At 65.1% G+C, this 22,966-nt stretch carries 21 protein-coding genes; 14 read left to right on the top strand and 7 right to left on the bottom strand.

Translation table 11 applies throughout. The annotated features are described in order from the left end of the window. Nucleotides 1-23: 23 nt before the first annotated feature. Both casG and TBIF_RS06295 read left to right on the top strand, forming a co-directional pair. Nucleotides 24-1,634, top strand: a complete 1,611-nt coding sequence (casG, locus tag TBIF_RS06300; protein ID WP_024793997.1) for a steroid-24-oyl-CoA synthetase — start codon at nt 24-26, stop codon at nt 1,632-1,634. 20 nt (nt 1,635-1,654) lie between these two features. Then, complete coding sequence (locus tag TBIF_RS06295; protein WP_024793996.1) at nt 1,655-3,400, top strand: N-acyl-D-amino-acid deacylase family protein; 1,746 nt, start codon at nt 1,655-1,657, stop codon at nt 3,398-3,400. Here the strand turns inward: TBIF_RS06295 and TBIF_RS06290 are convergent, their stop codons facing one another. The 3 genes from TBIF_RS06290 to TBIF_RS06280 form a co-directional block, all read right to left on the bottom strand. After that, a complete protein-coding gene (locus TBIF_RS06290; protein WP_024793995.1) occupies nt 3,401-3,967 on the bottom strand; it encodes a vitamin K epoxide reductase family protein in 567 nt (188 codons plus the stop codon). It abuts the gene before it with no gap. A 147-nt stretch (nt 3,968-4,114) separates the two neighbouring features. Next, nucleotides 4,115-4,768, bottom strand: a complete 654-nt coding sequence (locus TBIF_RS06285) for an NAD(P)H-binding protein (protein ID WP_024793994.1) — start codon at nt 4,766-4,768, stop codon at nt 4,115-4,117. A gap of 36 nt (nt 4,769-4,804) precedes the next feature. After that, a complete protein-coding gene (locus TBIF_RS06280; protein WP_024793993.1) occupies nt 4,805-5,896 on the bottom strand; it encodes an NADH:flavin oxidoreductase/NADH oxidase in 1,092 nt (363 codons plus the stop codon). Nucleotides 5,897-5,988: 92 nt separating this feature from the next. On the opposite strand from TBIF_RS06280, the gene TBIF_RS23020 reads away from it, so the two are divergent. Together TBIF_RS23020 and TBIF_RS06270 are read left to right on the top strand one after the other, a co-directional pair. Next, nucleotides 5,989-6,309: an ArsR/SmtB family transcription factor gene (locus tag TBIF_RS23020; protein ID WP_235174538.1), complete on the top strand. Its 321-nt coding sequence runs from the start codon at nt 5,989-5,991 to the stop codon at nt 6,307-6,309. A gap of 79 nt (nt 6,310-6,388) precedes the next feature. After that, nucleotides 6,389-7,429, top strand: coding sequence for an NAD(P)-dependent alcohol dehydrogenase (locus TBIF_RS06270; protein ID WP_024793992.1), 1,041 nt, complete (start codon nt 6,389-6,391; stop codon nt 7,427-7,429). Nucleotides 7,430-7,450: 21 nt separating this feature from the next. On the opposite strand, the gene TBIF_RS06265 is transcribed toward TBIF_RS06270, so the two are convergent. From TBIF_RS06265 to TBIF_RS24385, 3 genes are all read right to left on the bottom strand, one after another. After that, nucleotides 7,451-7,900: a MaoC/PaaZ C-terminal domain-containing protein gene (locus tag TBIF_RS06265; protein ID WP_024793991.1), complete on the bottom strand. Its 450-nt coding sequence runs from the start codon at nt 7,898-7,900 to the stop codon at nt 7,451-7,453. Between the two features lie 38 nt (nt 7,901-7,938). Continuing rightward, on the bottom strand, nt 7,939-9,051 hold the full coding sequence (locus TBIF_RS24390; protein ID WP_024793990.1) for an oxygenase MpaB family protein: 1,113 nt from the start codon (nt 9,049-9,051) through the stop codon (nt 7,939-7,941). A 173-nt stretch (nt 9,052-9,224) separates the two neighbouring features. After that, entirely contained in the window at nt 9,225-9,860 is a 636-nt protein-coding gene (locus TBIF_RS24385) for a TetR/AcrR family transcriptional regulator (protein ID WP_024793989.1), read from the bottom strand. 104 nt (nt 9,861-9,964) lie between these two features. Between TBIF_RS24385 and TBIF_RS06250 the strand changes: the two genes are divergently transcribed. From TBIF_RS06250 to TBIF_RS06210, 9 genes are all read left to right on the top strand, one after another. Beyond that, complete coding sequence (locus tag TBIF_RS06250) at nt 9,965-10,657, top strand: hypothetical protein (RefSeq protein WP_024793988.1); 693 nt, start codon at nt 9,965-9,967, stop codon at nt 10,655-10,657. Nucleotides 10,658-11,139: 482 nt separating this feature from the next. Then, the gene (locus TBIF_RS06245; RefSeq protein ID WP_024793987.1) at nt 11,140-12,081 is read left to right on the top strand and encodes an alpha/beta hydrolase; all 942 of its coding nucleotides are present in this window, start codon (nt 11,140-11,142) and stop codon (nt 12,079-12,081) included. A 26-nt stretch (nt 12,082-12,107) separates the two neighbouring features. Further along, nucleotides 12,108-12,833: an SDR family NAD(P)-dependent oxidoreductase gene (locus TBIF_RS23005; protein ID WP_038170037.1), complete on the top strand. Its 726-nt coding sequence runs from the start codon at nt 12,108-12,110 to the stop codon at nt 12,831-12,833. Between the two features lie 75 nt (nt 12,834-12,908). Further along, on the top strand, nt 12,909-14,579 hold the full coding sequence (locus TBIF_RS23000) for a flavin-containing monooxygenase (protein WP_038170034.1): 1,671 nt from the start codon (nt 12,909-12,911) through the stop codon (nt 14,577-14,579). A gap of 350 nt (nt 14,580-14,929) precedes the next feature. Beyond that, nucleotides 14,930-15,973, top strand: a complete 1,044-nt coding sequence (locus TBIF_RS06230; RefSeq protein WP_084611572.1) for a ferredoxin--NADP reductase — start codon at nt 14,930-14,932, stop codon at nt 15,971-15,973. Nucleotides 15,974-16,367: 394 nt separating this feature from the next. Next, on the top strand, nt 16,368-17,495 hold the full coding sequence (locus TBIF_RS06225) for an alkene reductase (protein ID WP_024793985.1): 1,128 nt from the start codon (nt 16,368-16,370) through the stop codon (nt 17,493-17,495). Nucleotides 17,496-17,645: 150 nt separating this feature from the next. After that, entirely contained in the window at nt 17,646-18,140 is a 495-nt protein-coding gene (locus tag TBIF_RS06220) for an SRPBCC domain-containing protein (RefSeq protein WP_024793984.1), read from the top strand. Between the two features lie 166 nt (nt 18,141-18,306). Next, complete coding sequence (locus tag TBIF_RS06215) at nt 18,307-19,056, top strand: SDR family NAD(P)-dependent oxidoreductase (protein ID WP_024793983.1); 750 nt, start codon at nt 18,307-18,309, stop codon at nt 19,054-19,056. Between the two features lie 261 nt (nt 19,057-19,317). Beyond that, entirely contained in the window at nt 19,318-20,388 is a 1,071-nt protein-coding gene (locus TBIF_RS06210) for a Zn-dependent alcohol dehydrogenase (protein ID WP_024793982.1), read from the top strand. A gap of 92 nt (nt 20,389-20,480) precedes the next feature. Here the strand turns inward: TBIF_RS06210 and TBIF_RS24380 are convergent, their stop codons facing one another. Then, nucleotides 20,481-21,509 (bottom strand): TetR/AcrR family transcriptional regulator, encoded by a 1,029-nt coding sequence (locus TBIF_RS24380; protein WP_024793981.1) that lies wholly within the window; start codon nt 21,507-21,509, stop codon nt 20,481-20,483. Nucleotides 21,510-21,816: 307 nt separating this feature from the next. Between TBIF_RS24380 and TBIF_RS06200 the strand changes: the two genes are divergently transcribed. Next, nucleotides 21,817-22,965 carry a Rieske 2Fe-2S domain-containing protein gene (locus TBIF_RS06200; RefSeq protein WP_148302177.1) on the top strand — a complete coding sequence of 383 codons (1,149 nt, stop codon included), beginning with the start codon at nt 21,817-21,819 and terminating at the stop codon, nt 22,963-22,965. The last annotated feature ends 1 nt before the right edge of the window (nt 22,966 follow it).

Here is a 22,966-nt window from a genome sequence, read left to right as displayed (position 1 = left end):
CCCAGCAACACATCGCGAAGGTGATGGGGGGCCTGATGGGCCCAGGCGGGCGCTTTGAGCAGCAGATCGAGGATGTGCTCGGCGTGCCGATGCCCGTGATGCGCAACCGCGACCGCTCGCTCGGCGAGGTGCTCGCGGCCTCCCTCGGCTACGGGGATCGCGACTACCTCGTCACCGCGGGCCGCCGAATGAGTTATGCCGAGCACGGGGCGGCCGTCGCCGCGCTCGCCGCCGCGCTGCGGGACAAGTACGGGGTCGGCAAGGGTGACCGCGTCGGGATCCTCGCCGCCAATGTCCCGGAGTGGCTCGTCGCCTTCTGGGCCGCGCAGACGCTCGGGGCGGTCGCCGTCGGCTATAACGCCTGGTGGGCTCCGCGGGAGATCGAGTACGGCATCGGCCACACAAGGCCGACCGTCGTGATCGCCGACGCCAAGCGCGCCGCACGCATCGAGGGGCAGGGTGTGCCGCTGCTGACGATGGAGGAGGACCTCCCGCGCCTGATCGCCGAGTTCGCGGGCGCGGACCTGCCCACGACGGACGTCGACGAGGACGATCCCGCGCTGATCCTTTACACCAGCGGGACCAGCGGCCGACCCAAGGGCGCGGTGCAATCACACCGGAGCCTCCTAGCGGTTATCGACTACCACCGCCACAGCGACGCTCTCCTTGCGGCTTTCATCGGCGGCGACCCGAACTCGACCGCGCCGAGCGATCTTCGGTATTTGCTCACCGCGCCGCTGTTCCACACGGCCAGCCTGAACAACCTGGCGCTGCCGCGGCTGGCGACGGGCGGGGCAGTGGTGATCTACGAGGGCGCCTTCGACGTCGACCGCATGCTGCAGCTCGTGGAGAAGGAGAAGGTGACCAACTGGGCGGCGGTCCCCACCCTGGTGGGCCGGTTGATGGAGCACGACCTGACGCAGTATGACCTGTCCTCGCTGACCTCCTTCGCCCTCGCCTCCGCGCCGTCCTCGCCGGAGTTCCAGCAGCGGCTCCGGGAGAAACTGCCGTTCACGCGGAACGCCCTGGTGGACAGCTACGGGCTCACCGAGTCCAGCACCGCGATCTCCGTCGCCACGCCCCCGGAGCTGGCGGCGTTCCCGGGCACCCTCGGCCGGCCTATCGTCGGCGTCCAGGTGGAGATCCGGGACCCGTTCGGGCAGGTGCTCGCGGATGGGGAGGAGGGGGAGATCTGCGCCCGCAGCCCCTACGTGATGCTCGGCTACTGGGACAACCCCGCGGCGACCGCGGGCGCGATCACCGCGGACCGCTGGCTCCGGACCGGCGACTACGGAGTGCTCGAGGACGGGCGGCTGCGGATGGTGGGCCGGCGGTCCGACCTGATTTTGCGTGGCGGCGAGAACATCTATCCCATCGAGGTCGAGCAGGTCCTGGACGAGCATCCCGCCGTCGCCGAGTGCGCGGTGATCGGCGCCCCGCACGAGGACCTCGGGGAGGAGGTCGCCGCGGTGGTGGTGCTGCGCCCCGGGATGGCCGCCACGGAGGAGGAGCTGCGGGAGTTCGCCGCGGAGCGGATCGCCTATTTCAAGGTCCCATCGCGCTGGCGGATCACGACAGATCCTTTGCCGCGCAACGCGACCGGCAAAGCAATCCGCAATCAGATCACCCTGTGAACGCTGAGAGAGGCACGACGATGAGCTACGACGCGATCATCAAGAACGGCCGGTGGTTCGACGGCGCCGGTGGCAGGTCCGAGATCCGGAACCTCGGGCTGCGCGACGGCCGGGTCGCCGCGGTCTCGGCCACCGCGCTGGACGAGGCGGGCTGCGCGCGGGTCGTCGACGCCGCCGGCAAGTGGGTCATCCCCGGCATGGTCGACATCCACACGCACTACGACGTCGAGGTCCTGCTCAGCCCCGGCCTCAAAGAGTCGGTGCGCCATGGGGTGACCTCGATCCTGCTCGGCTCCTGCTCGCTGTCCACGATCCACGTCGGCCCCGCTGATGCCGGCGACCTGTTCGGCCGGGTCGAGGCCATCCCCCGCAAGTTCGTGGTGGCGGCGCTCGAGGGCGGCGAGAGCTGGACGTCGGCGCGGGAGTACATCGCGGCCCTCGAGTCGCTGCCGCTCGGGCCGAACGTGGCGGCGTTCATCGGCCACTCGGATCTGCGCGCCGCGGAGATGGGCTTGGACCGGGCCACCCGCAAGGACGTCAAGCCCTCCCCGGTCGAGCTCGCGGCGATGGAGGCCATGCTCGCCGAGGCGCTTGACGCCGGCTTCGTGGGCATGTCCTCGCAGCAGCTGCGCTTCGACAGGCTCGATGGCGAGGTCTGCCGCTCGAGGACGCTGCCGTCCACCTACGCGACAAACCGGGAACGCCGCCGTCTCAACGCGATTCTGCGGCGTCGCGGCCGGGCACTGCAGGCCGGGCCGGATGCGAGCCGCCCGCATTCGATCATGGTCATGGCGCTGAGCAGCCTGGGCGTCTTCCGCAAGCCACTCAAGACCAGCCTGCTCTCGGCGGCCGACTTCAAGTCGATCCCCGGCATCGCACTGCTGTTCCCGGTGGTGGCGCGGGTGATCAACAGCCTCGGCGGGAACTTCCGGTGGCAGCATCTGCCGGTGCCGTTCGAGGTGTACTCCGACGGCATCGGCCTGGTGGTCTTCGAGGAGTTCGGTTCCGGGGCGGCCGCGCTGGACCTGTCGAACCGGCTGGAGCAGCAGCGCGCGCTGATGTCGGACGAGGGCTACCGGCGCCGGTTCCGCAAGGACTACGGCAAGAAGTACGGGCCCCGCGTGTGGCACCGCGACTTCTTCGACGCCGAGATCGTCGAGTGCCCCGACGCGTCCGTGCTCGGCAAGACCTTCGGCCAGGTCGGCGTCGACCGCGGCGGCGTGCACCCGGTGGACGTGTTCTTGGACCTCGTCGTCGAGCACGGCGACAAGGTCCGGTGGCGCACCACGATCTCGAACCACCGGCCCGAGGTCCTCAACAAGTTCGCGGCGGACCCCGGCGTCCAGATGGGCTTCTCCGACGCGGGCGCACACCTGCGGAACATGGCGTTCTACAACTTCGGGCTGCGACTGCTGCGCCGGGTGCACGACGCGGAGCTGGCGGGCACGCCCTTCATGACCGTCGAGCAGGCGGTGCACCGCCTGACCGGGGAGCTTGCCGACTGGTACTCGCTCGACGCGGGCCACCTGCGCGAGGGCGACCGCGCCGACGTCGTGGTGCTCGACCCGGCGCACCTCGACGCCGCGCTGGACTCCTACGCCGAGGCCGTGGTGCCGGAGTACGAGAACCTCTCCCGCATGGTCAACCGCAACGACGAGGCCGTCACCGCAGTGTTCATCGGCGGCGAGTATGTCTTCGGCGAGGGCGCGGAGGCCGAGGTGCTGGGCAACCGCCGCACCGGCAGCTTCTTGCGGGCGGGCCGGTAGTTAGAGCAGCGTCTCCCAGTAGTACCAGAACCGATCCGCGATCATGGTGACGATGATCATCGCCCACACGATCGGTGGCACCAGGCTGGTCTTGCGTAGGAACCGGGCGACGCCCTGGGCCCGCGGCGACTTCGCCAGGTAGTTCACGTTGCGCAGGGTCACCCACCACCACAGCGGGATCGTCGTGACCCACACGACCATGCAATACGGGCACAGGGCGCCGATGGTGTACAGGCTCTGGTAGATCAACCAGTGCACCATCACGACCGCGGCCGTCAGGCCCACCCACAGCGTCATCCAGTACCAGGCGGCCATCCGCGCCCCGGCGAGCATCGCGGCGCCGGTGGCCACGACCATGGCGAAGCCCAGGATGCCGAGCAGCGAGTTGGGGAACCCGAACAGGGAGGCCTGCGGGGTGTCCATCACGGAACCGCAGCTCAGCACCGGGTTGAAGCTGCACGATGGGACGTAGTTGGGGTCGATGAGCAGCTCGACCTTTTCCCAGGTGAGGATGAACGACGCGAGCCCGCCGAGCAGGCCCGCGATCAGCAGGAGCCAGGGCAGCACGCGGCCAGACGGCTCCGGATTCCCCCTCGACCCGTAGGGCGGCTGATCGTCATTGGACGTTGGCGACGGGGTCGGCTCAACGGAGGTCGGCGATGAAGACGTGGGCACACGGCCATAGTAATGATCGCGGCGGCAGTGTGGGGTCGGTCAGCCCGCGATGAGGGCGGCGACGGCGTCTGCCGCCGAGGTCGGCCCGTCGGTGAGTTCGACGATGACCCTGTTCAGAGCCGGTGCAGACAGCGCGGCCTCGATGAACGCCGCGACGTTGTCCCGGCGAGTCACCCCGTAGTCGATGGCCAGCCCGGCGGTCACGGCTCCGTCGCCCGGCTCGTCGCTGAGCAGCCCGGGGCGGACGATCAGCCAGTCCAGGCCAGTGCGGCTCAGATACACGTCGGCGCTCTTCTTGACGCGCATATAGTGCTCGAACCCCTCGCTCGCGCCCTGGCCGCGGGCAGCCTCGGGGAAGGCCGACACGAGAACGAAGCGGGACACCCCGGCGAGCGCTGCCGCGTCGGCCGCCTTCTCCAGGCCCTCGCCGTCGATCAAGGTGGTCTGGTCCATGCCGGTGCCGTGCGCGCCGGCGGAGAAGACGATGGCATCATGCCCGCGGAATTTTTCGGCCAGGTCCGCGGTGCTGTCGGCAATCAAATCCCCCAAGACCGGCGTGGCGCCCGTCGCGCGGACAGTGTCGGCTTGGGCGGGCCGGCGGTGCATGCCGGTGCTCTCATGGCCGTGGTCGCGTAGGAGCGTGGCCAGGCGTGAGCCGACGCCGCCGGCCGCGCCGATCTGGAAAACTCGCATGGGGTGTGTGTCCTTCATGATGTGGGCCCTCCGGGATCAGACGGCGTACGCGTATTGGGGCATGTATCGGCCCTGGGCGCCGAGCGCGGTGGCCGCGTTGTTGGCCCAGGAGGCGTCGCGCAACAGAGCGCGGCCGAGGAAGATCGCGTCGGCCGATTCTGCGACCAGCAGCTCGTTGGCGTGCATCGGGTCGGTGATGCGCCCGACGGCGGCGACAACGGCGCCGCTGCCGGCCTTGAGCAGCGCCGCGTTCGTGGTTTGGTAGTCGGCGGTGTTCGGTATCCGCGCCGGCACCAGGCCGCCGGAGGAGGCGTCGATGAGGTCGGCGCCGTGCTCGCGGGCCCAGCCGGCCAGTGCGGTGGCGTCCGCCAGCGTCCAGGAATCCCGGCCGTCCTCGGCATCCTCCGCCACCCAGTCGGTGGTGGAGATCCGCAGGAACACTGGTTTGCCAGCGGGCCAGACACTACGGACGGCGTCGAGGACTTCCAGCACTATCCGCGATCGGTTCTCCAGGGTGCCGCCGTACTCGTCGGTGCGGGTGTTGCTCAACGGCGAGAGGAACGAATGCAGCAGGTAGCCGTGGGCGGCGTGGACCTCGACGACCTCGTAGCCGGCTTCCAGCGCGCGGCGCGCCGCGTCTGCCCAGGCCGTGACGACCGCGGAGATATCTGCTCTGGTCATGGCGGACGGCGCCGGGCTTCCGGGGAAGGGCACCGCGCTCGGGGCGAGCGTGGGCCAGCCGCCGTCGGCCGCTGCAACCGGCTTCCCACCCAGCCAGGGCCGTTCGGTGGAGGCCTTGCGTCCGGCATGGGCCAGCTGGATGCCGGGCACCGCCCCGGCCTCGGCGATGGCCCGCGCGAGCCGCTGGTGGGCGGGAACCTGCTCGTTGGTCCAGAGCCCCAGGTCGAAGGCGGAGATCCGGCCCTCGGCCACGACGCCGGTGGCCTCGATCATCACCAGGCCGACGCCACCGGCGGCGCGGGCCCCGTAGTGGGTCAGGTGGAAGTCGTTGGGCTGGCCGACGCCGAGGCCATCCGACTCTGCGCTGTAGGTGCACATGGGGGACATCCAGACGCGGTTGGGAATGGTGGTCCCGCGCAGTGTCAACGGTCGGAACAGCTCGGTCACGGATTCTCTCCTCGAATTCTGCACTCGGCAATCTAGTACGAGTTACATCGTAGTACGATCAAACTCGTACTAGCACCATCGGGGAGTGGAAAATGAGAGATACTGCGGGCATGCGCCGCCTCGAACATCCAACGCCCGAGCAGTTGACGCTCGACGCCGTCCTCGCCGCCCTGGCCGACCCCGTGCGGCGGACCATCGTGCGGCAACTAGCTGACGGCCATGACGACCAAGCCTGCATCGCCTTCGAGCTGCCGGTGAGCAAATCAACCTCCACCCACCACTTCCGGGTGCTGCGGGAGGCTGGAGTGATCACCCAGCAGTATCGGGGCACCGCGATCCTCAACAGCCTGCGCACCGCTGCGGTGGACGAGCGGTTCCCGGGTTTGCTCGAGGCGATCTTGAAGGCCCGGTAGCTGGCGCGTCGGGGAAGGATTACCCTCGGCGCCACCTGCCTGTGCCACCCTCCCCGATCAGTCGACCATTAGGAGAACCATGCTCACCGTCAAGGCGTATGCCGCCCACTCCGTCACGGAGCCGCTCTCCCTGACGACCATCGAGCGGCGAGATGTCGGCCCCCACGATGTGCTGATCGACATCAAGTTCTCCGGCATCTGCCACTCCGACATCCACACCGTCCGCGGCGAGTGGAGCGCGCCGAAGCTCCCGCTGGCCCCCGGCCACGAGATCGCCGGGATCGTCGCCGAGGTCGGCTCCGCGGTCACCCGCCACAAAGTTGGCGACCGCGTCGGCGTCGGCTGCATGGTCAACTCCTGCCGCGAGTGCGCCAACTGCCAGCAGGGCGAGGAGCAGTACTGCCTCGCCGGCAACATCGGCACCTATGGGGCCCTCGACCGGGACGGCACCATCACGCAGGGCGGGTACTCCACCCACATCGTCGTGACCGAGGACTTCGTGCTGAACATCCCCGACGGCATCGAGCTCGACGTCGCCGCGCCGCTGCTGTGCGCGGGCATCACCACGTACTCGCCGCTGCGGCACTGGGGCGCGGGCCCCGGTAAGCGGGTCGCGATCGTGGGGCTCGGCGGGCTGGGGCACATGGCCGTCAAGCTCGCCCACGCGATGGGCGCGGAGGTCACCGTCCTGTCGCAGTCGTTGAAGAAGCAGGAGGACGGGCTGCGCCTGGGCGCCGACCACTACCACGCGACCGGCGACCCGGCGACGTTCAAGACGCTGCGCGGCAGCTTCGACCTGATCATCAACACCGTCAGCGCCAACATCGACGTGGACGCCTACCTGGGCCTGCTCGCGCTGGACGGGGCGATGGTCAACGTGGGCGCGCCGCCCGAGAAGCTTTCGCTCAACGTGTTCTCCCTGATCGGGGCTCGCCGCACCTACGCCGGCTCGCTCATCGGCGGCATCCGCGAGACCCAGGAGATGCTCAACTTCTGCGCCGAGCACGGCCTGGGCTCCGAGATCGAGGTCATCGGGGCCGACAAGATCAATGAGGCCTACGAGCGCGTGCTGGCCTCCGACGTCCGGTACCGCTTCGTCATCGACGCCTCCACCTTCTAAGGCTGTATTGCCCGGCCGGACTCAGGTGCTCGGCCGGGCGTGCACGTAGGCGTCCATGAGCAGGCTGAGGACCCGGTCGCCCGCGCCGTCGACCAGCTCGGCGGAGGTGGTCACCAGCGCGCGGGCGCGGTCGTCGAACACGATGTCCTCGATGACGACGGTCCCGGTCAGGGCATCGCCCGGCCGTACCGGACGCAAGAATCGCACCGAGCGCAGCTCCCGGCCGGCGATCACGGCCCAGTCGTCGAATATGCCGACGACGCTGAGCCGCTGGTAGATGGCGAGGGTGTGGATGCCGCTCGCGATGAGCCCGCCGAATTGGCCGGCGTCCGCCACGCTGCGGTCGATATGGAAGCCCTGTGGGTCCCACTGGGCGGCAAACTCGACGAGCTCGGCCTCGGTGACGGTGTGCGAGCCGAGCTGGTGGGCGGCGCCCTTGCGCAGGTCCTCGGCGTAGATGGTCAATGTCATGGGCTCATCTTGTCCCGCCCCTCCCGTGGGGCGATCACTCAGCCCGTGTTGACCATCCCGGCCACGGGGATGGTGGGGGCCTCGGGCGCTGCGAGTGTGCGGCCCACCAGTGCATGGCTTTTCGCCGCCAGTGTCGAGCCCGACCGCAACCCGATCCGGCGGGCAAGTTCGAGAGCCTGCACGGCCGGACGGATCAACGGGATCAGGTGGCCCGTCCGGGTACTCGGCAGGTCGAACTGTGCGGCCAGCTCCGGACCGGCCCAGCGGCGCGTGAGTCCATAGAGCACCGTGGTGATCACCGGCGTGCACCTCGCCTTGACTCCGGCAGGTAGCGGCAGGGCTGGGATCAGGCCGTCGTTGATCAGGGCGTGCACCAACAGCGTGGAATCGTCATCGGGTGCGGACTCGGTGAGGTCGAGTGCGCCCACGATCGCCAATGCGCGCGCCTCGCTGTCCGGCAATAGATCCGCCGGCACACCGAGGACATGGCCTATATAGCGCCATAGGTGGTGCATAGCTTCGCGCTCGGCCTGCGAATAGTGGATGCCCGCGTCGACCACCGCGTCGATCATGACGGTGCTGAACTCGCCGACGATCCCGTGGACGAGGTCCGAGTCGTTGAGCGGTGCGCCCCAGTCATCCCACTGCCAGTCGGGCGAGGTCTGGAGGCGTCGTCGCACCATGGCGTGCACGAGCCGGACCTTCAGGGTGGCGGCGAAACCCGCACCCCCGGGCCGCATCCCGCCCGGGGTGGTGACGGCATGGATCCACCGACCGGTCTCCCGCAGCCGGACGCCCGCCTTGTTCACGATGCGACCGGTATACACCAGCGGCTTGACCCCGGCGCCGGACCGGTAGCCCGCGGCCAACGACGCGCAGCCCAGGCCCAGGCCCGTCAGCAGCCCCGGACGCAGATACGCGATGCGTCCGGTCTCCATCTGCTCCCAATCGACCCAGGCGGGGACTGTCGCGGCCTGCTCGAAGAGGGCGATCAGGGGTGGGGGCGCGTCGGGCACCTGGTCGATACCGCGGGTGATCGCGGACTCGAGCATCTGCCACCCGGTGCGCCCGGGCAGGTCGGCGAAACACGCGACCACGTCATCGGCGAGGGTGTCGGTCTCCCAGAACCCCGCCTCGAGCCTCGTGACCAAGCTGGCTCCGAATCTCGCGTCGGCCTGCTCGCGATTTCTAAACCGGGTCAGGGGGCCGCGGTCGGCGGGTTCGGGTCTCGACGTCGGGGTCATCGCGGGAAGCCTCCAGTTGGTGAGCGTGCTCACCGAACCGTAGACCAATCCGGGCGGTGTGTATAGACACCATGTCTGACTTATTTTTGAGATCCTGCGAAGATCGTCTGCCACGCGATCACGGCGAGGGCTTCCGTGGTTCGGCCCACGGTGGCGGGATCTGCGTCAGGCGGTAACTGGTGGCACATCCGCTCTACCATCCACACCATGGCGGCGGCGATCTCGTCGGCGGGACCCGATGCCGCCAGCCCGGCTTCTTGCAATGCCCGAAGGCGTTGCGCGGTGACGGCGATAATGCCGTTGACCGCGCCGTCGAGCACCGCACGGGCCGCGGAGTCATAGCGCGCGGACTCGGTGAGCGCGGCATATACGGCCGCGTTGGCTCGGTAAAGCTCGACAATTTGGCCGATCGCGGCACGCAGGCCGGCCGGATCGGTATCCGCTGCGGCCAGGCTCGACAGCAATCCGGCGGGCGCCTGCAATTGCGCGGCCGCCCGTTGGGTGAGGCGCACAATCAGCGCACCCTTGTCGGCGAAGTAGACGTAGAACGTCGCTCTCGAGACCCCGGCGCCGGCGGCTAGCCGCGCGACGCTCATCTCGGTGAAGCTCACGCCTTCCGCGGTCAATTGGTTGAGCGATGCCAGCAGTCGATCCTCGACTTCGCCCCGACGGTCACGACGCCCGCCGCCCTTGGCCATACGCGTTATCGACGCCATCGGGGGTCTCCTCCTCAGTTCGGCCTGATCTTACGAGCTGAGATGGATCATGGTCCGTCGATAATCGTGGCGCAGCGAGGCACTCTTGGTGGGAACATGGTGCGGTGGATGCATTCTTTCAGTTCGTCGGGCAGTACTGGTGGCTGGTGTTCGTCTTCGGCGGCAGCGTCGGCGGCGTGGCCAAGGGGATCGGCGCGGCCAACCGCCGGCGTGCGGACCGGCGGCAGGAGCGGTACCTCGCCAAGCAGCAGACCAAGGTCGCAGTGGCCCAGTCGAAGGCGCTGACGCGCAAGGACGAGCAGGCCCAACGTCGCGATATCGCCAAGACCGTCGACGAGCACATCCAGACCGATGTGCGCTGGTTCGCCTACGAGACCGAGCTAGTCACGCTGCTGGACTACCCCATGATGATCGACATGCGCGAGCCGCTGACCGTCGAGTTCCACAAGGCCAAGCGCCATGCCGACCTGCTGCGCCCCGACGAGCCCGACGCGCTGCTCGACGATGACGCCGCGCAGACGCGGTACCGCGACGCCGTGCACGACTACGCCGTCGCGTTCGACATCGCCGAGACCGAGGCCCGCCGCCGGCGACGCGGGGGCTTCGACCTCGCCGAGCAGTCCCGACTCGCCCGGGCGCAGAATCTGCTGCGTCTGGCCATCGACGAGGCGGCCACGCCGCAGGAGCGGCAGAACGCCTACCGCCGGGCCCGTCGGGAGCTCGACGGGCTCATCGTCATGCCGACGGCGGCGTGCGCGGAGCTCGAGCAGCAGATCGCGGGCCAGTTGGAGGCGTGAGATCGGCGGCGGAGCGACTGCAGGGGTCAGCGTTCCCGATGGTGCGGGTGATGCCGGAGCGGCGCACCCAAGGCAACGCTCGAATCGGTACGATAAGGACATTTCAGTTCGCGAGCGGAGCGCGAGTGGGGCAACCTCGAGGTCCCGAGAAACTCCGCGCGATTTGTCTGTGCCCCTCGGAAGGTATTGCCGCAGAAGACCATTAATGGAGCACCGTCCCTGGACGAAGTCCTTGGGGGAATCTCATTTAGCCCTCGTTGTGAGGACTGGCCTCGACGTCTTGTGTCTGATGTGGTGTCCGCATGCCAGCGCCATCTGGGTCTTCCTGGCTGGGCTCCGAGAATGCCGGGGTGCGCCAGTTGACGAAAAAGTAGCCAATGGCTACAGTGCTCCTAGCGGTCAAACATAGTGACTGCTGTCACGTCAAACCGTGCGAGTCCGAGGCGGCCGGTGGCATTCACGCCTTGCACAAGGAGGAATCGATGTCATACGCCGTCGACCCCGAGTACCTGCCGATGATGGGATTCATCCCGCGTCTCGACGTCTCTGACCCCGGGACGGCCCGCGCGGTCGTTCGCTCGATGCGCGTGGGTGACCCGATGGCCACTGTGCCCGCAGGCATCGTGGTGGACCGTCGAACAGCGTCGGCAGCTGACGGATCGGACATCGAACTCGTCGTGTTCAGGCCGGAGCGGCGCACCGAACAGCAGCTCCCCGCTATCGCTTACTTTCACGGTGGAGGATTTGTCTTCGGCGACGCCAGCACCGATGTCCGAGTTCCATCGGCACTCGCTGCAGATCTCGACGCGGTGGTGGTGTCGGTGAACTATCGCCTCGCTCCCGAGCACCCGTTCCCGACACCGTTCGACGACTGCTTCAGCGCTCTGACTTGGATCGCCGGAGATAATGACCTCGGGATCGACCCAGCCAAAATTGTCGTCGCCGGGATCAGCGCCGGTGCCGGGCTCGCCGCGGCAGTCGCGCTCAAGGCACGCGATATTGGCGGTCCCGCTGTCTGTTTTCAGGCGCTGGACTCGCCGGTCCTCGACGACCGCCTGCTCACCGTCTCGGCGACCGAGTACACCGAATCCCCGCTGTGGAACCGACAGAACTCAATCGACAGTTGGCACCACTACCTCGGGGGAGACGCCGACCGAGAACAGACGTCGAAGTACGCCGCACCCGCGCGCGCACGCGATCTCGCCGGGCTACCCCCGGCCTACATCACGGTTTCTTCATACGACCCTCTCCGCGACGAGGGAATCGACTATGCACAACGATTGACGCAGGCCGGTGTGCCCACCGAACTGCGGCTCTCCCCCGGGACCTTCCACGGATCGTCGGGAGTGTTCCCGCAGACTGCGATCTCCCAGCGGATCGACGCCGACTACACAGCCGCCATCCGGCGAGCGCTGAACAGCTGAACCATGAGCACCGAAATTGGAGAATCATGCGGAATCGCTTTGAGGGAAGGGTCGCAATCGTTACCGGTGGCGCACGCGGGCAGGGCGAACAGATCGTTCGGACGCTGTCACGCGAAGGCTGCTCGGTCGTGGTCGGCGACGTTCTCGACGATGAGGGAAAGGCCCTCGCCGGCGACCTCGGCAAGTCCGTCGTCTACACACGCCTCGACGTGACGGACCAGGCTGACTGGGCTGACGCCGTAGCATTGGCGACGTCGACCTTCGGCGGGCTTGACATCCTCGTCAACAATGCGGGGATCTACCGCAGGCAGCTGCTGGAGGACGAGACGGTCGCCGACCTCGACAAGGTCCTCGACGTCAACCTGCACGGACCGTTCCTCGGCATCCAGGCCGTCATCCCCGCCATGCGCGCTCGGAACGGCGGCTCGATCGTGAACGTATCGTCGCTCGCCGGAACCACGTCATACCCGGCGCACGGCGCGTACAGCATGTCGAAGTGGGCCCTCCGTGGATTGACGAGGACTGCTGCGATCGAGCTCGCGCCGTCGAACATCCGGGTAAACGCAGTTCTTCCCGGCAACATCCGGACCAGCATGTCGCCGACGACCGCGGCCGCCGATGCCCCGACCGGTCTGAAACGTCAGGCAGACCCGCAAGAGACCGCGAACGTCGTAGTATTCCTCGCCTCGGACGATGCATCATTCGTCAATGGCACCGACGTCATCGCCGACGGCGGCTCCGTGCTGGGGTAGCGGTGTCCACGCCGCACCGGCCCGTGCACCCGACCACGCCACGTCGCAGATACAGATTCTAATTTTTGGAGGAACATGTCCACCTCGACCCCCGCAGCCGACCGCACCGACCAACCCTTCGACGTCGTCGTCATCGGCGCGGGATTTAGCGGGTTGTACGCCCTACACCGTCTCCGTCAACAGGGGCGACGGGTCGTCTGCCTGGAGGCCGGCGACGGCGTCGGCGGCACCTGGTACTGGAACCGCTACCCCGGCGCTCGCGTCGACATCGAGAGCATGCAGTACTCGTACTCCTTCGACGAGAACCTCCAGCAGGAGTGGACGTGGTCGGAGCACTTCTCGCCGCAGCCAGACCTTGAGGCATACGCCAACCACGTGGCCGACCGTTTCGACCTGCGCGAGAACATCCGGTTCGAGACTCGTGTCAATGAACTGACCTTCGACGATGCTGCGGACGAATGGCACGTTGGCACCGCATTGGGCGAGCGATTCGTCGCCAAGTACGTAATCGCGGCCACCGGCAGCCTGGACGTCTCCAATGTCCCCGACTGGCCCGGCCTGGACAGCTTTCACGGCGAGGCCTACCACACCTCGCGGTGGCCTAAGGAGGGCGTCGAACTCGCTGGTAAGCGCGTGGGCCTGATCGGGACCGGCTCCACCGGCATCCAGCTCGCCCCAGAGGTGGCCGCGCTCGCCGACCAACTCACCGTTTTTCAGCGGACCCCGAACTTCAGCCTTCCCTCGCTCAACCGGGAGTTGGATCCGGAATACGTGCAGGACTGGAAAGCCAACTACACCCAGCGGCGCAAGCAAGTGTTGAAAACCCACGGTGCCGTGTTGATGAGTAGTGTCGCCGAGCAGCGTTCGATCTTCGACTACACCGAAGTAGAGCGCGAAGAGGTAATGGAGCGCGCGTGGAATGCCCGGAATGGACTCGAATTCATCCGCACATTCACTGACACCTCCACCGATCTGGAGGCGAATGCGATTCTCGCCGAGTTCGTGCGAAACAAGATCCGGGCCATCGTAGATGACCCGGGGACCGCCGAACTTCTGTGCCCGAAGACCTATCCGATCGGCGGCAAGCGGATCTGCCAGGACTCCGGCTACTACGAGACGTTCAATCGGGACAATGTGAAACTGGTCGACGTGCGGGCGGACACTATCGAGGAGATTACCGAATCAGGGCTTCGCACAACCGATTCCGAGTACGAGCTCGACGTGATCATCTTTGCCACCGGCTTCGACGCGATGACCGGCTCGATGCTGAATATGAACGCGACCGGGCTTGACGGTGTACGCCTCGCCGACAGATGGGCCGACGGTCCGAAGACTGTGTTCGGTTTGATGACCGCGGGCTTGCCGAACCTGTTCATGGTGCATGGTCCCGGTAGCCCGTCGGTCCAGGCACAGATGATCACCACGGGCGAATGGCAGGTCGACTGGATCCTGCGGGCCATCGAATACCTCGAGGACAATCAGATCTCACGTTTCGGTGCCACCCACGCCCAGGAGGAGGCGTGGGCCAGCGAGTTGGACACGGTCGCTGCTCGCACGATGCATGCGAAGACCGACTCCTGGTACACGGGCGCGAACATTCCAGGCAAGCCGCGAGTACTGCTGATGTACGTCGGCGGATTCGAGCGGTACTCCAACTGGTGCATCCGCGCTACAGATCATGGGTACGCAGAATTCGAAAAGAAGCAGCGGGTGTCTCTGCCATCGGGGCAGCGGTCTTTCGAGTGAGCATCCGAGCGCCGCGAGGAAACGAATCGAAAATCCTCGCTCGCCCGATACGCCGTCGCGGTTCTCCTCGGCTCAGTCACTAACCCCTCAGGGGCCAGCGATACAGCGAATAACGAGCAAGAGGGTCTTCTGGCCGAATCAAGGACGAAGGAACCAACTATGAGAATGCTCGAACAAAAGCCCGATTTTGTCGCCGGGATCGCGTGCGGGCAAGGCTGGGGAAATTCGGTCCCAATGGTGAAGAAAGGTGCCGATGGTGAACAGTTTTAATCGATGTGCGTGTATGGACGGTCAGCGAATTCTGAATTCACCGATGCAACGTAACTACCGGAGAGCGTAGGCGACTGGAAGTGAATACCACACGAACAGCCGTTATCGGGCACGAACTGACCGTTACCGATGTTATTGAAGAAACCTCGGATTCGAAGTCGATCGTACTGCAGAAGCCGGAGGGATCTCGCGAGCTCTTCACCTACCGGCCAGGTCAGTTCTTGACTGTCCGTATCCCGAGTGACCGCACGGGGCACGTCGCCCGGTCGTACTCGTTGTCGAGTAGCCCCGACATCGATGAAGATCTAAAGGTGACCGTGAAGCGCACAGCGGGCGGATATGGGTCCAACTGGTTGTGTGACAATGTGACACCTGGGAGCACGATCACTGTGCTGCCGCCATCGGGTCGGTTCACTCCGTCGGAGCGCAAGAGTGACCTGTTGCTCTTCGCCGCAGGTAGTGGCATCACACCGATCATCTCGATTCTGAAGACCGCCTTGCTCCGAGCCGACTCTTCGGTGGTGTTGTTTTATGCCAATCGTGATAGCGACTCGGTTATCTTCCGTCGAGAGCTCGAGGATTATGCCCGAGACTTCGAGTGCCGGCTGAAGGTGCATTACTGGTTTGACGATGTGCATGGTTTTCCCTCGAGCGAGAAGATCGCTGCGCTGGCGGCGGGGAGTATGTCGTGCGAAACCTTCGTCTGCGGCCCAGCGCCATTCATGACTGCGGTGAGTGTGGGACTTCGATCTGCGGGGGTGCCGCAGGAAAATCAGCATCAGGAAGTCTTCGTGTCGATTTCAGGCGACCCCTTTGAATCGCCCCGATCGATCTCAGATGATGGTTCCGACTCCATGGTCGATACGGTAGTGCACTTGGATGGAGAATCTCACCAGTTCGGCTGGCCAGTCAGCCGAACTCTCGTCGATGTGCTCCTGGATCGGGGTGTCGACGTTCCGTACTCCTGCAGATCGGGGGAATGCGGTTCCTGCGCGTGCACTGTGGTGTCGGGCAAGGTTGTGATGGCAAATTCGGACATTTTAGATCCTGCGGATATAGCCGATGGATTCGTACTCGGGTGCCAATCCCGTCCAGATTCGGGTCCAATCGAGATCGAGTTCTGAGACTAGGGCTTGACGGTAGTCCCAGTCGAAGCTCGTCATCCGGCCGAAGCCGTACGCGGTAGGTGCCTTACACGCACATTCTCAACTGAGTCCGCGGGCAGCTCTATGTGTGCACGGTGAATGAGCCACCGCGACCCATTGACGCTTAAGAGGCCAATGGCTACAGTGATGTAGGACACTGCGCGAGCTGGGGCGGATGTGGCGACTCGCTCACTGTTGCCGCCCTCCTGTAGCGCCAGTTGCGCAGTGTGATTGAGGGCAGACGGATGATCGCGGCGTTGTCACCGGAGGCTGTCACAGGAATTGCTCTTTATCGGGGAGCGCCGCAGCGTCTAGTAATGCCTCCTCAACTGGTCTCGAGAGTCGTGGAAAGCCCTTCAAGGAGAGGTATGGAATGACCCGATTGTTCGATAATTACCGACTCGGTGACATTGTTCTCAGGAACCGCATGGTGATGGCGCCCATGACCCGAGCGCGCTGCGTCGACACCGTCGCGAGTGCAGATACGGCGGAGTACTACCGTCAGCGCGCGACCGCAGGGTTGATCGTCACCGAAGGCACGCCGATCTCCCCAGAAGGCCAAGGGTATGCGTACGTTCCCGGTATCTGGTCCAAGGAACAGGTCGCTGGCTGGCAAACGGTTACCGGTGCCGTCCACAATGAGGGGGGCCGCATTTTTTCCCAACTCTGGCACGTCGGTCGACTTTCGCACGCGTCGCTCCAACCCGAACGTCAGCGGCCTGTCAGTGCCGGCGCAGTGCCAGCCCATGAAGGCAAGACTTTTGCGTTCACCGATGACGGCGCCGTCGGCTTCGTCGATGTGACCGAGCCTCGGCCGCTATCCACGGAGGAGGTGCGCCGCGTGATTCGTGATTTCGTCCACGGGGCAGTCAACGCGAGCGAGGCGGGCTTCGACGGCGTGGAGTTGCACGCGGCCAACGGCTACCTGTTCGAGCAGTTCCTGAATCCCTCGACTAACACCAGATCTGATCACTATGGTGGTTCAATTCAAAATCGCGCCCGGTTCCTCCTCGAGACGGTCGACTGTGTGATCGAGGCGGTCGGTTCCAGCCGTGTCGGTGTTCGCCTTTCGCCGTTCAGCGAACTGTTCGACATGCCTGCCTACACTGAAGCCGCTGACACCTACCTGTATCTAGCGTCCGAGCTATCTCGACGAGACCTTGCCTATGTGCACCTTGTCGATCAGCTTCCTGCCGGAGGCCGCGTCCTAGACGTCGATTTTCTCAAGCCGTTCCGAGCCGAGTACAGCGGAACGATCATCCTCGCTGGTGGCATGACCCGAGAGTTGGCGCGGGACCTGGCGGAGATGGACTTGATCGACCTCGCCGCGTTCGGGCAGCCGTTCATCGCCAACCCCGACCTTGTCGAGCGTATGCAGAACGGTTGGCCTCAGGCCACGCCTGACCGGAACTCGTACTACGGCGGCGTTGGCGCAGAGGGCTACCTCGACTACCCGAGGTTCGACCCCGCATACGTGCAACCCACGGTTCCGTGCGCTTAAGGCCGCCACTCGGGCCGGAGCAGGCCCCGGCATCGCCGAAGTGCCATATTCCCGCGTCGATGGCGATGGCGCCAGTGGTGCCATCTCTCCCTGCGGCGGAGACGTTTTCGCTTGAATCCGATTGCACCCACTACGTACGAACGGAGGATCATGTCTGAATTGTCTATTCCGGCCTATGACCCCGCCACACTTGTTCGATCCATAACGGTTGAGATCGAGGCCCCTGCGAGTGTCGTGTGGGAGGTCCTCACCGACCTCGACAAGTATTCGCACTGGAATCCTCTCTGTGTGGCGGCGAGATCAACACTGGAAATGGGTGCGCCTGTTGAGATGATGCTGGCGGAGTACACGGGAGGCACGGAGGTGTACCCGTATACCGAGTACGTCTGTGCAGTCGCGCCGGAGCGTCTGCTGTCGTGGGAGCTGCGACCTACCGAGGTTTCAGCACAGGCCGCCCGACGGGATCAGGTCATTGAGCGCATCTCTGAGAATCGGTGTTCCTACTTTTCGACGGATGCGTTCCTTGGTGTGGAAGCGCGGGAAATCATGGCCGAAAGCGGTGCCTGGGTGAAACGTGCATTCGATGAAACCGCCGTGGCGCTGAAACAGCGCAGTGAATCCCTCTATACGGATCGCTGCCGTTGAAACCAGCGGTCCGAGTTACGCAGTGCAGACCGAATGAGAGAAATATGAACGCTTTGACTGGGTAGATGTATTGATCGGTTGCCCGGATTAGCCGGCTCGGTCCCAACCCCGCGCTGCTGGTGCCGGGCGTGGATTCCTTTGGCACGATGATTCGAAAGGTTGATAGATGACAAACCGCATGCAGGATAAGATCGTCATTGTTACCGGCGCATCGTCGGGTCTGGGGCGAGCCACAGCAGAATTAATGATCGCCGAAGGTGCCCGTGTTGTCATTGCGGACATCAACCAGGCGGCGGGGGAGGCTGTGGCGAACACGATTGGCGCCGAGTTTGTCCGTGTCGATGTCGGGATCCCGGGGGAGGTGGATGCTCTGGTCGCAGGTACTGTGGCCCGGTTCGGCCGGCTTGATGTGATGTGCAACAACGCCGGCGTCATCGCTACCACGCCGGTCGTTGAGACGACGGACGAAGATTACGATCGTATGGTGACCGTCAACTTCGGTGGGGTTTTCTACGGCACGAGGGCGGCAGGACGGGTGATGGTGGAGCAAGGGTTCGGCGTCATCGTCAACACAGCGTCGAACGGTGGGTGTTCTCCCTCAGCCGGCATGGCTGTCTACAGTGGCACGAAGGCAGCAGTGGTGGCACTATCGAAGGCCTGCGCCATCGAGCTTGCGCCCAAAGGCGTGCGGGTGAACACGATCTCGCCGGGGACGATGCTGACCGGCATGGTCCCGGACGTGGAGGGAATCGTCGAGATGCTGGATAAGATCCAGCCCATCGGATATGCCGCGAAGCCCTCGCAGATGGCGGCAGGAGTTCTGTTCCTGGCCTCGGACGAAGGTAATTACGTCACCGGTCATGATCTGGTCGTAGACGGCGGCGCAACCGCTGGCCGCTCCGCGGTCGGAGTCTGAATCGCGCGGCGGGCGGCACTGGCGAGAAGGGCTGTTCCCTGGACAGGAAGCTACCGCCTGGCGTTTGTCCGGATTCGTCAAGGGTCATGTTGATCCGAATCCCATCTCTCCACGGGGCACTCTCGCCTTGGCCGCGTCGTACCGCCATCGAGCTGGCCAATCTCTCCAAAACCCTCATTTTCACCCTTTCAATCCCTGCCGCGGATTGCTGCGCTTTCGCGCAGTGTGCGGCGGAATTCCAGAGAACAGCGAGGCTTGAAGTTGAAAGCAATTGTCTTTGACGGCACCGAGAACAAGCTGGTTGACGGCGTCACCGTCCGCGGGCCCGGCCCCGGTGAGGTCCAGGTCCGCATCGTCGCGAGCGGCCTATGCCAGAGCGATCTGAGCGTCGTCAACGGAAAGATCCCGTTCCCGTCCCCGGTCATCCTCGGGCACGAGGGTGCGGGCATCGTCGAGGCCGTTGGGCCGGGCGTCACCATGCCCGCCGTCGGCGACCACGTGGTGCTGACAACGCTCGCGACATGCGGCCAGTGCGCCCCGTGCACCTCCGGACATCCCACGATGTGCCGCGAGTCGTTCGGGAAGACGGCAACTCCATTCGAGCTCGACGGCACCCCGATCCACAACTTCGCGGCGCTCTCGACCTTCAGCGAGCGGATCGTCGTCCAGGCCGGGCAGGCGATCTCTATCCCGAAGGATATTCCGCTGACGACCGCGTGCCTGATCGGCTGCGCGGTGCTGACCGGCGTCGGAGCGGTGCTGAACCGGGCCCGTGTCAGTCCCGGCGACTCGGTCGTCGTCATCGGCGCCGGCGGTATCGGCCTCAACGTCATTCAGGCTGCTCGGGTCGCGGGCGCGGCGACGATCATCGCCGTCGACACCAACCCGGAGAAGGAGCCGAAGACGAGCCTTTTCGGTGCCACCCACTTCATCAACGCGATGGCGGGTGACACTGTCGCCGCTGTCCGTGAAGTCATCGCCGGTGGGGCAGCCCACGTCTTCGACTGCGTCGGTGGCGAGGCGATCACCAGCCAGGCGATGGAAATGCTCGATTGGGGCGGGCAGTTGATCATGCTCGGTGTTGCCGGCCCGGAGACCAAGCTGTCGGTCCCGGCGTCGACCTTCTACATGGATCGCTCGGTGCTGGGTTGCCGCTACGGGTCGTCGCGACCGGGTGCCGACATCCCCAAGTACCTGGACCTATACCGCTCTGGCCGGCTCCTCCTCGACGAACTCGTCACCAAGACCTATGAGCTGGAAGACTTCGAGTCGCTCCTGGACGACGCCCGGAACGGCAGGCTCGACCGCGGAGTCCTGCTCATGCAGTCCTGACGTCGGTTTGCGCCGTTCGCCAGTGAACACGGGGGCAGGAGCGGCTATCGCTCCTGCGCCCGTGTTTCAGCTTCTTCGACGCGCCACGCCGCCTACTTGCTCGGGCGGGTCGCGAAAACGAGGATTTTGAGGATGTCGGTGACTTCCTGTCGGACGTCTTCTCGACCGCGACTCGGATTGTCGGCGAGCTCGGTGAGGTACGGCTCGTAGAGATCCCACACCGCGCCGACGAGGGCGAGCAGAGACGCCACCACGTTTGAATCGAACTCGGGCCGCACTTGCGGCTCTACCGGATTTTCCCACAATGCGTCGATTTGCGCACGATAGCCGCGTGAACGGACCCCGCCGAGCAGGCGATCCGGTCGAGTTCCCTCAAAGATCGACCACGTCAGCATCCGGCCGAACTGGCCCGCGTCGACGTCGGCGCCGAACGAGTTCTCGATTGCGGCGTAAGCGTCGTGCTCACCGGACAGACGATCGCCGCCATAGCTGACGAGCAATTCCATCACCGCCACCAATAAGTTCTCTTTAGTTCGATAGAACCGATGGATCAGACCGTAAGACACATCCGCCTCGGCGGCAATCTCCCGTAACGAAACTTTCGCCGGGCCCTTGCGCGAGAAGAGATCCGCGGCGGCGATGAGGATGGCGTGTTGCGCGCCGGTCGAACCTGCGCGGGACGGCGTCCACTCGGCGACATTCTCGTCCGCGCGCTTCACACTGGACTCGGCAGCCTCCGCAAGAATTTCCTCGACCGGGCCGGGATCACAGGTGCTGGCCAACCGAAGTGCATCCAGCTTGGTGTCCGGGCTTAGCAACAGTTCGGCCGGTGTTCGGCCTGACTCATCGATTCTCGTGATCGACCACCGGGCGATGGTGTGCGGCTCGATATCCTCATCGAATGCCGTAAGAAGCTCAGGGACGGCTGGATGGACTCTGCGATTCTCTAGATCGAACTGCCATACCGGAAACAACGTCACGCCGATGCCCGGATAGCCGAGCATCTTCCGATTCTGGACGCGCTTATTTATCGCCTGACGGCTGATATTCAGGAACTCCGCCGCCTGTGGCGTGGTCCATACGTCGTCGGCGGATAGGGCGACTTCGCAGAGGTCTTTCATATAGCGGAAACCCTATCATGGTCAGCAGCAGCGTAATTGGTGAACACCATCGCCGGATTTGCGGCGCCGATGGTGGGGAACGTGGGTGTTCCGACGTCACATTATTTCTTTCGAACCTCCTTTTTCTACCACACCTAGTACCTGGAGACGATCGAACCAGCATGTGATGTAGGTCAGTGGCATCGCCGGTAGCGGGTGGTGTCACGGCGGGGCGGTTGACGCAATGGTAGCCATTGGCTACTGTGATGGGGGTTATGGTCCGCTGCCGAAGTGATCGCAGGGTTCCCGAGCTCCTACGGGCCATTTCATGGGGCATATCTGCAGGTTGTTGTCCGTGAATGCCCGTGACGTAGAGCAGATTCTCTGCGCAGTTGGCGGAAGTGCCGCTGTCGCAACAGTTCAGGAGGACGAAATGACACCTATGGCGTTATCTATGAAGCCGACGGGGTGGTTCCAACTCGGTTGGTCTACCGACCTCGCAGTTGGCGACGTGAAACCTCTGCGTTATTTCGGTCAACACCTGGTCGCCTACCGCACCGGGAGTGGCCGGCTGGTGGTGCTGAACGCATACTGCGAGCACCTCGGCGCCCACCTGGGGCATGGCGGCTCGGTTGACGGTGAGGACATCCAGTGCCCGTTCCACGGTTGGCAGTGGAGCCCGGAGGGTCGTAACACCTGCATTCCTTATCAAAAGGCGACGAACCGCGTACGTAAGATCGGTACTTGGGCCACTGCTGAGCGCGACGGAGTCATGTACATCTGGCACGACGCGAACGGCGGCGAGCCGCTCTACGAGGTGCCTAGCATCTTCGACCTGTTTTCGGGCTCTGGTTCGGTGGACGACTACCACGGGCTGGGGGAGGGCGGCCGCTACGAGACAGCCGAGCTGCCGATCCATCCGCAGTACGCCGCAGAGAACGGCGTCGACTTCGCGCACTTCAAGTACGTCCACCGTGCTGACGAGATCCCGACCGTCGTCAACCGCGAGTTCGGTGAGTACGACTTCAAGACCGAGCTGGCCCTGAACTTCAAGCGCCGTGGCGCTGACGGGGAGTTTGAGACCGTGGTGGGCCGCACGAGGGCCTCGCTGCTGGGCCTGGGGCTGGGCTTCTCGCACGCCGACGGCGTCGGGGCCATCTGCTCGCTGACAGCGGTGACGCCGGTTGACGATGAGCTCTCGATCCTGCGGTTCTCCACGTGGGCGAGCAAGGAAGATGGCGAGGACGAATCTCGTGTGCTCAAGCGGCAGCGCAACGCAATCAGACAAGTGCAGGCTGACATCGCAATCTGGGAGCACCAGCGCTACACCCAGCCGCCCGGCCTGGCGACTGCGGAAGCCGCAGGCTTCCGGGCCATCCGGAAGTGGGCTCGTCGCTTCTACCCCGAGGGCGAACTTGGCCACGGCGCTGCTGAGCAGGCCGCAGGCACCGACGAACTACAGGCGGAAAACGCGTAAT

Source organism: Tomitella biformata AHU 1821 (genome assembly GCF_000524475.1).
GTDB lineage: Bacteria > Actinomycetota > Actinomycetes > Mycobacteriales > Mycobacteriaceae > Tomitella > Tomitella biformata.
This window is presented reverse-complemented; position numbering and strand designations above follow the sequence as displayed.

Bases quoted from the DNA above. Each gene is read 5' to 3' on its own strand.
- casG (WP_024793997.1), top strand. From the start codon at position 24: ATGGGGGGCCTGATGGGCCCAGGCGGGCGCTTTGAGCAGCAGATCGAG.
- TBIF_RS06295 (WP_024793996.1), top strand. From the start codon at position 1,655: ATGAGCTACGACGCGATCATCAAGAACGGCCGGTGGTTCGACGGCGCC.
- TBIF_RS06285 (WP_024793994.1), bottom strand. From the start codon at position 4,768: ATGCGAGTTTTCCAGATCGGCGCGGCCGGCGGCGTCGGCTCACGCCTG.
- TBIF_RS23020 (WP_235174538.1), top strand. From the start codon at position 5,989: ATGAGAGATACTGCGGGCATGCGCCGCCTCGAACATCCAACGCCCGAG.
- TBIF_RS06270 (WP_024793992.1), top strand. From the start codon at position 6,389: ATGCTCACCGTCAAGGCGTATGCCGCCCACTCCGTCACGGAGCCGCTC.
- TBIF_RS06265 (WP_024793991.1), bottom strand. From the start codon at position 7,900: ATGACATTGACCATCTACGCCGAGGACCTGCGCAAGGGCGCCGCCCAC.
- TBIF_RS24385 (WP_024793989.1), bottom strand. From the start codon at position 9,860: ATGGCGTCGATAACGCGTATGGCCAAGGGCGGCGGGCGTCGTGACCGT.
- TBIF_RS06245 (WP_024793987.1), top strand. From the start codon at position 11,140: ATGTCATACGCCGTCGACCCCGAGTACCTGCCGATGATGGGATTCATC.
- TBIF_RS23005 (WP_038170037.1), top strand. From the start codon at position 12,108: ATGCGGAATCGCTTTGAGGGAAGGGTCGCAATCGTTACCGGTGGCGCA.
- TBIF_RS23000 (WP_038170034.1), top strand. From the start codon at position 12,909: ATGTCCACCTCGACCCCCGCAGCCGACCGCACCGACCAACCCTTCGAC.
- TBIF_RS06225 (WP_024793985.1), top strand. From the start codon at position 16,368: ATGACCCGATTGTTCGATAATTACCGACTCGGTGACATTGTTCTCAGG.
- TBIF_RS06220 (WP_024793984.1), top strand. From the start codon at position 17,646: ATGTCTGAATTGTCTATTCCGGCCTATGACCCCGCCACACTTGTTCGA.
- TBIF_RS06215 (WP_024793983.1), top strand. From the start codon at position 18,307: ATGACAAACCGCATGCAGGATAAGATCGTCATTGTTACCGGCGCATCG.
- TBIF_RS24380 (WP_024793981.1), bottom strand. From the start codon at position 21,509: ATGAAAGACCTCTGCGAAGTCGCCCTATCCGCCGACGACGTATGGACC.
- TBIF_RS06200 (WP_148302177.1), top strand. From the start codon at position 21,817: ATGGGGCATATCTGCAGGTTGTTGTCCGTGAATGCCCGTGACGTAGAG.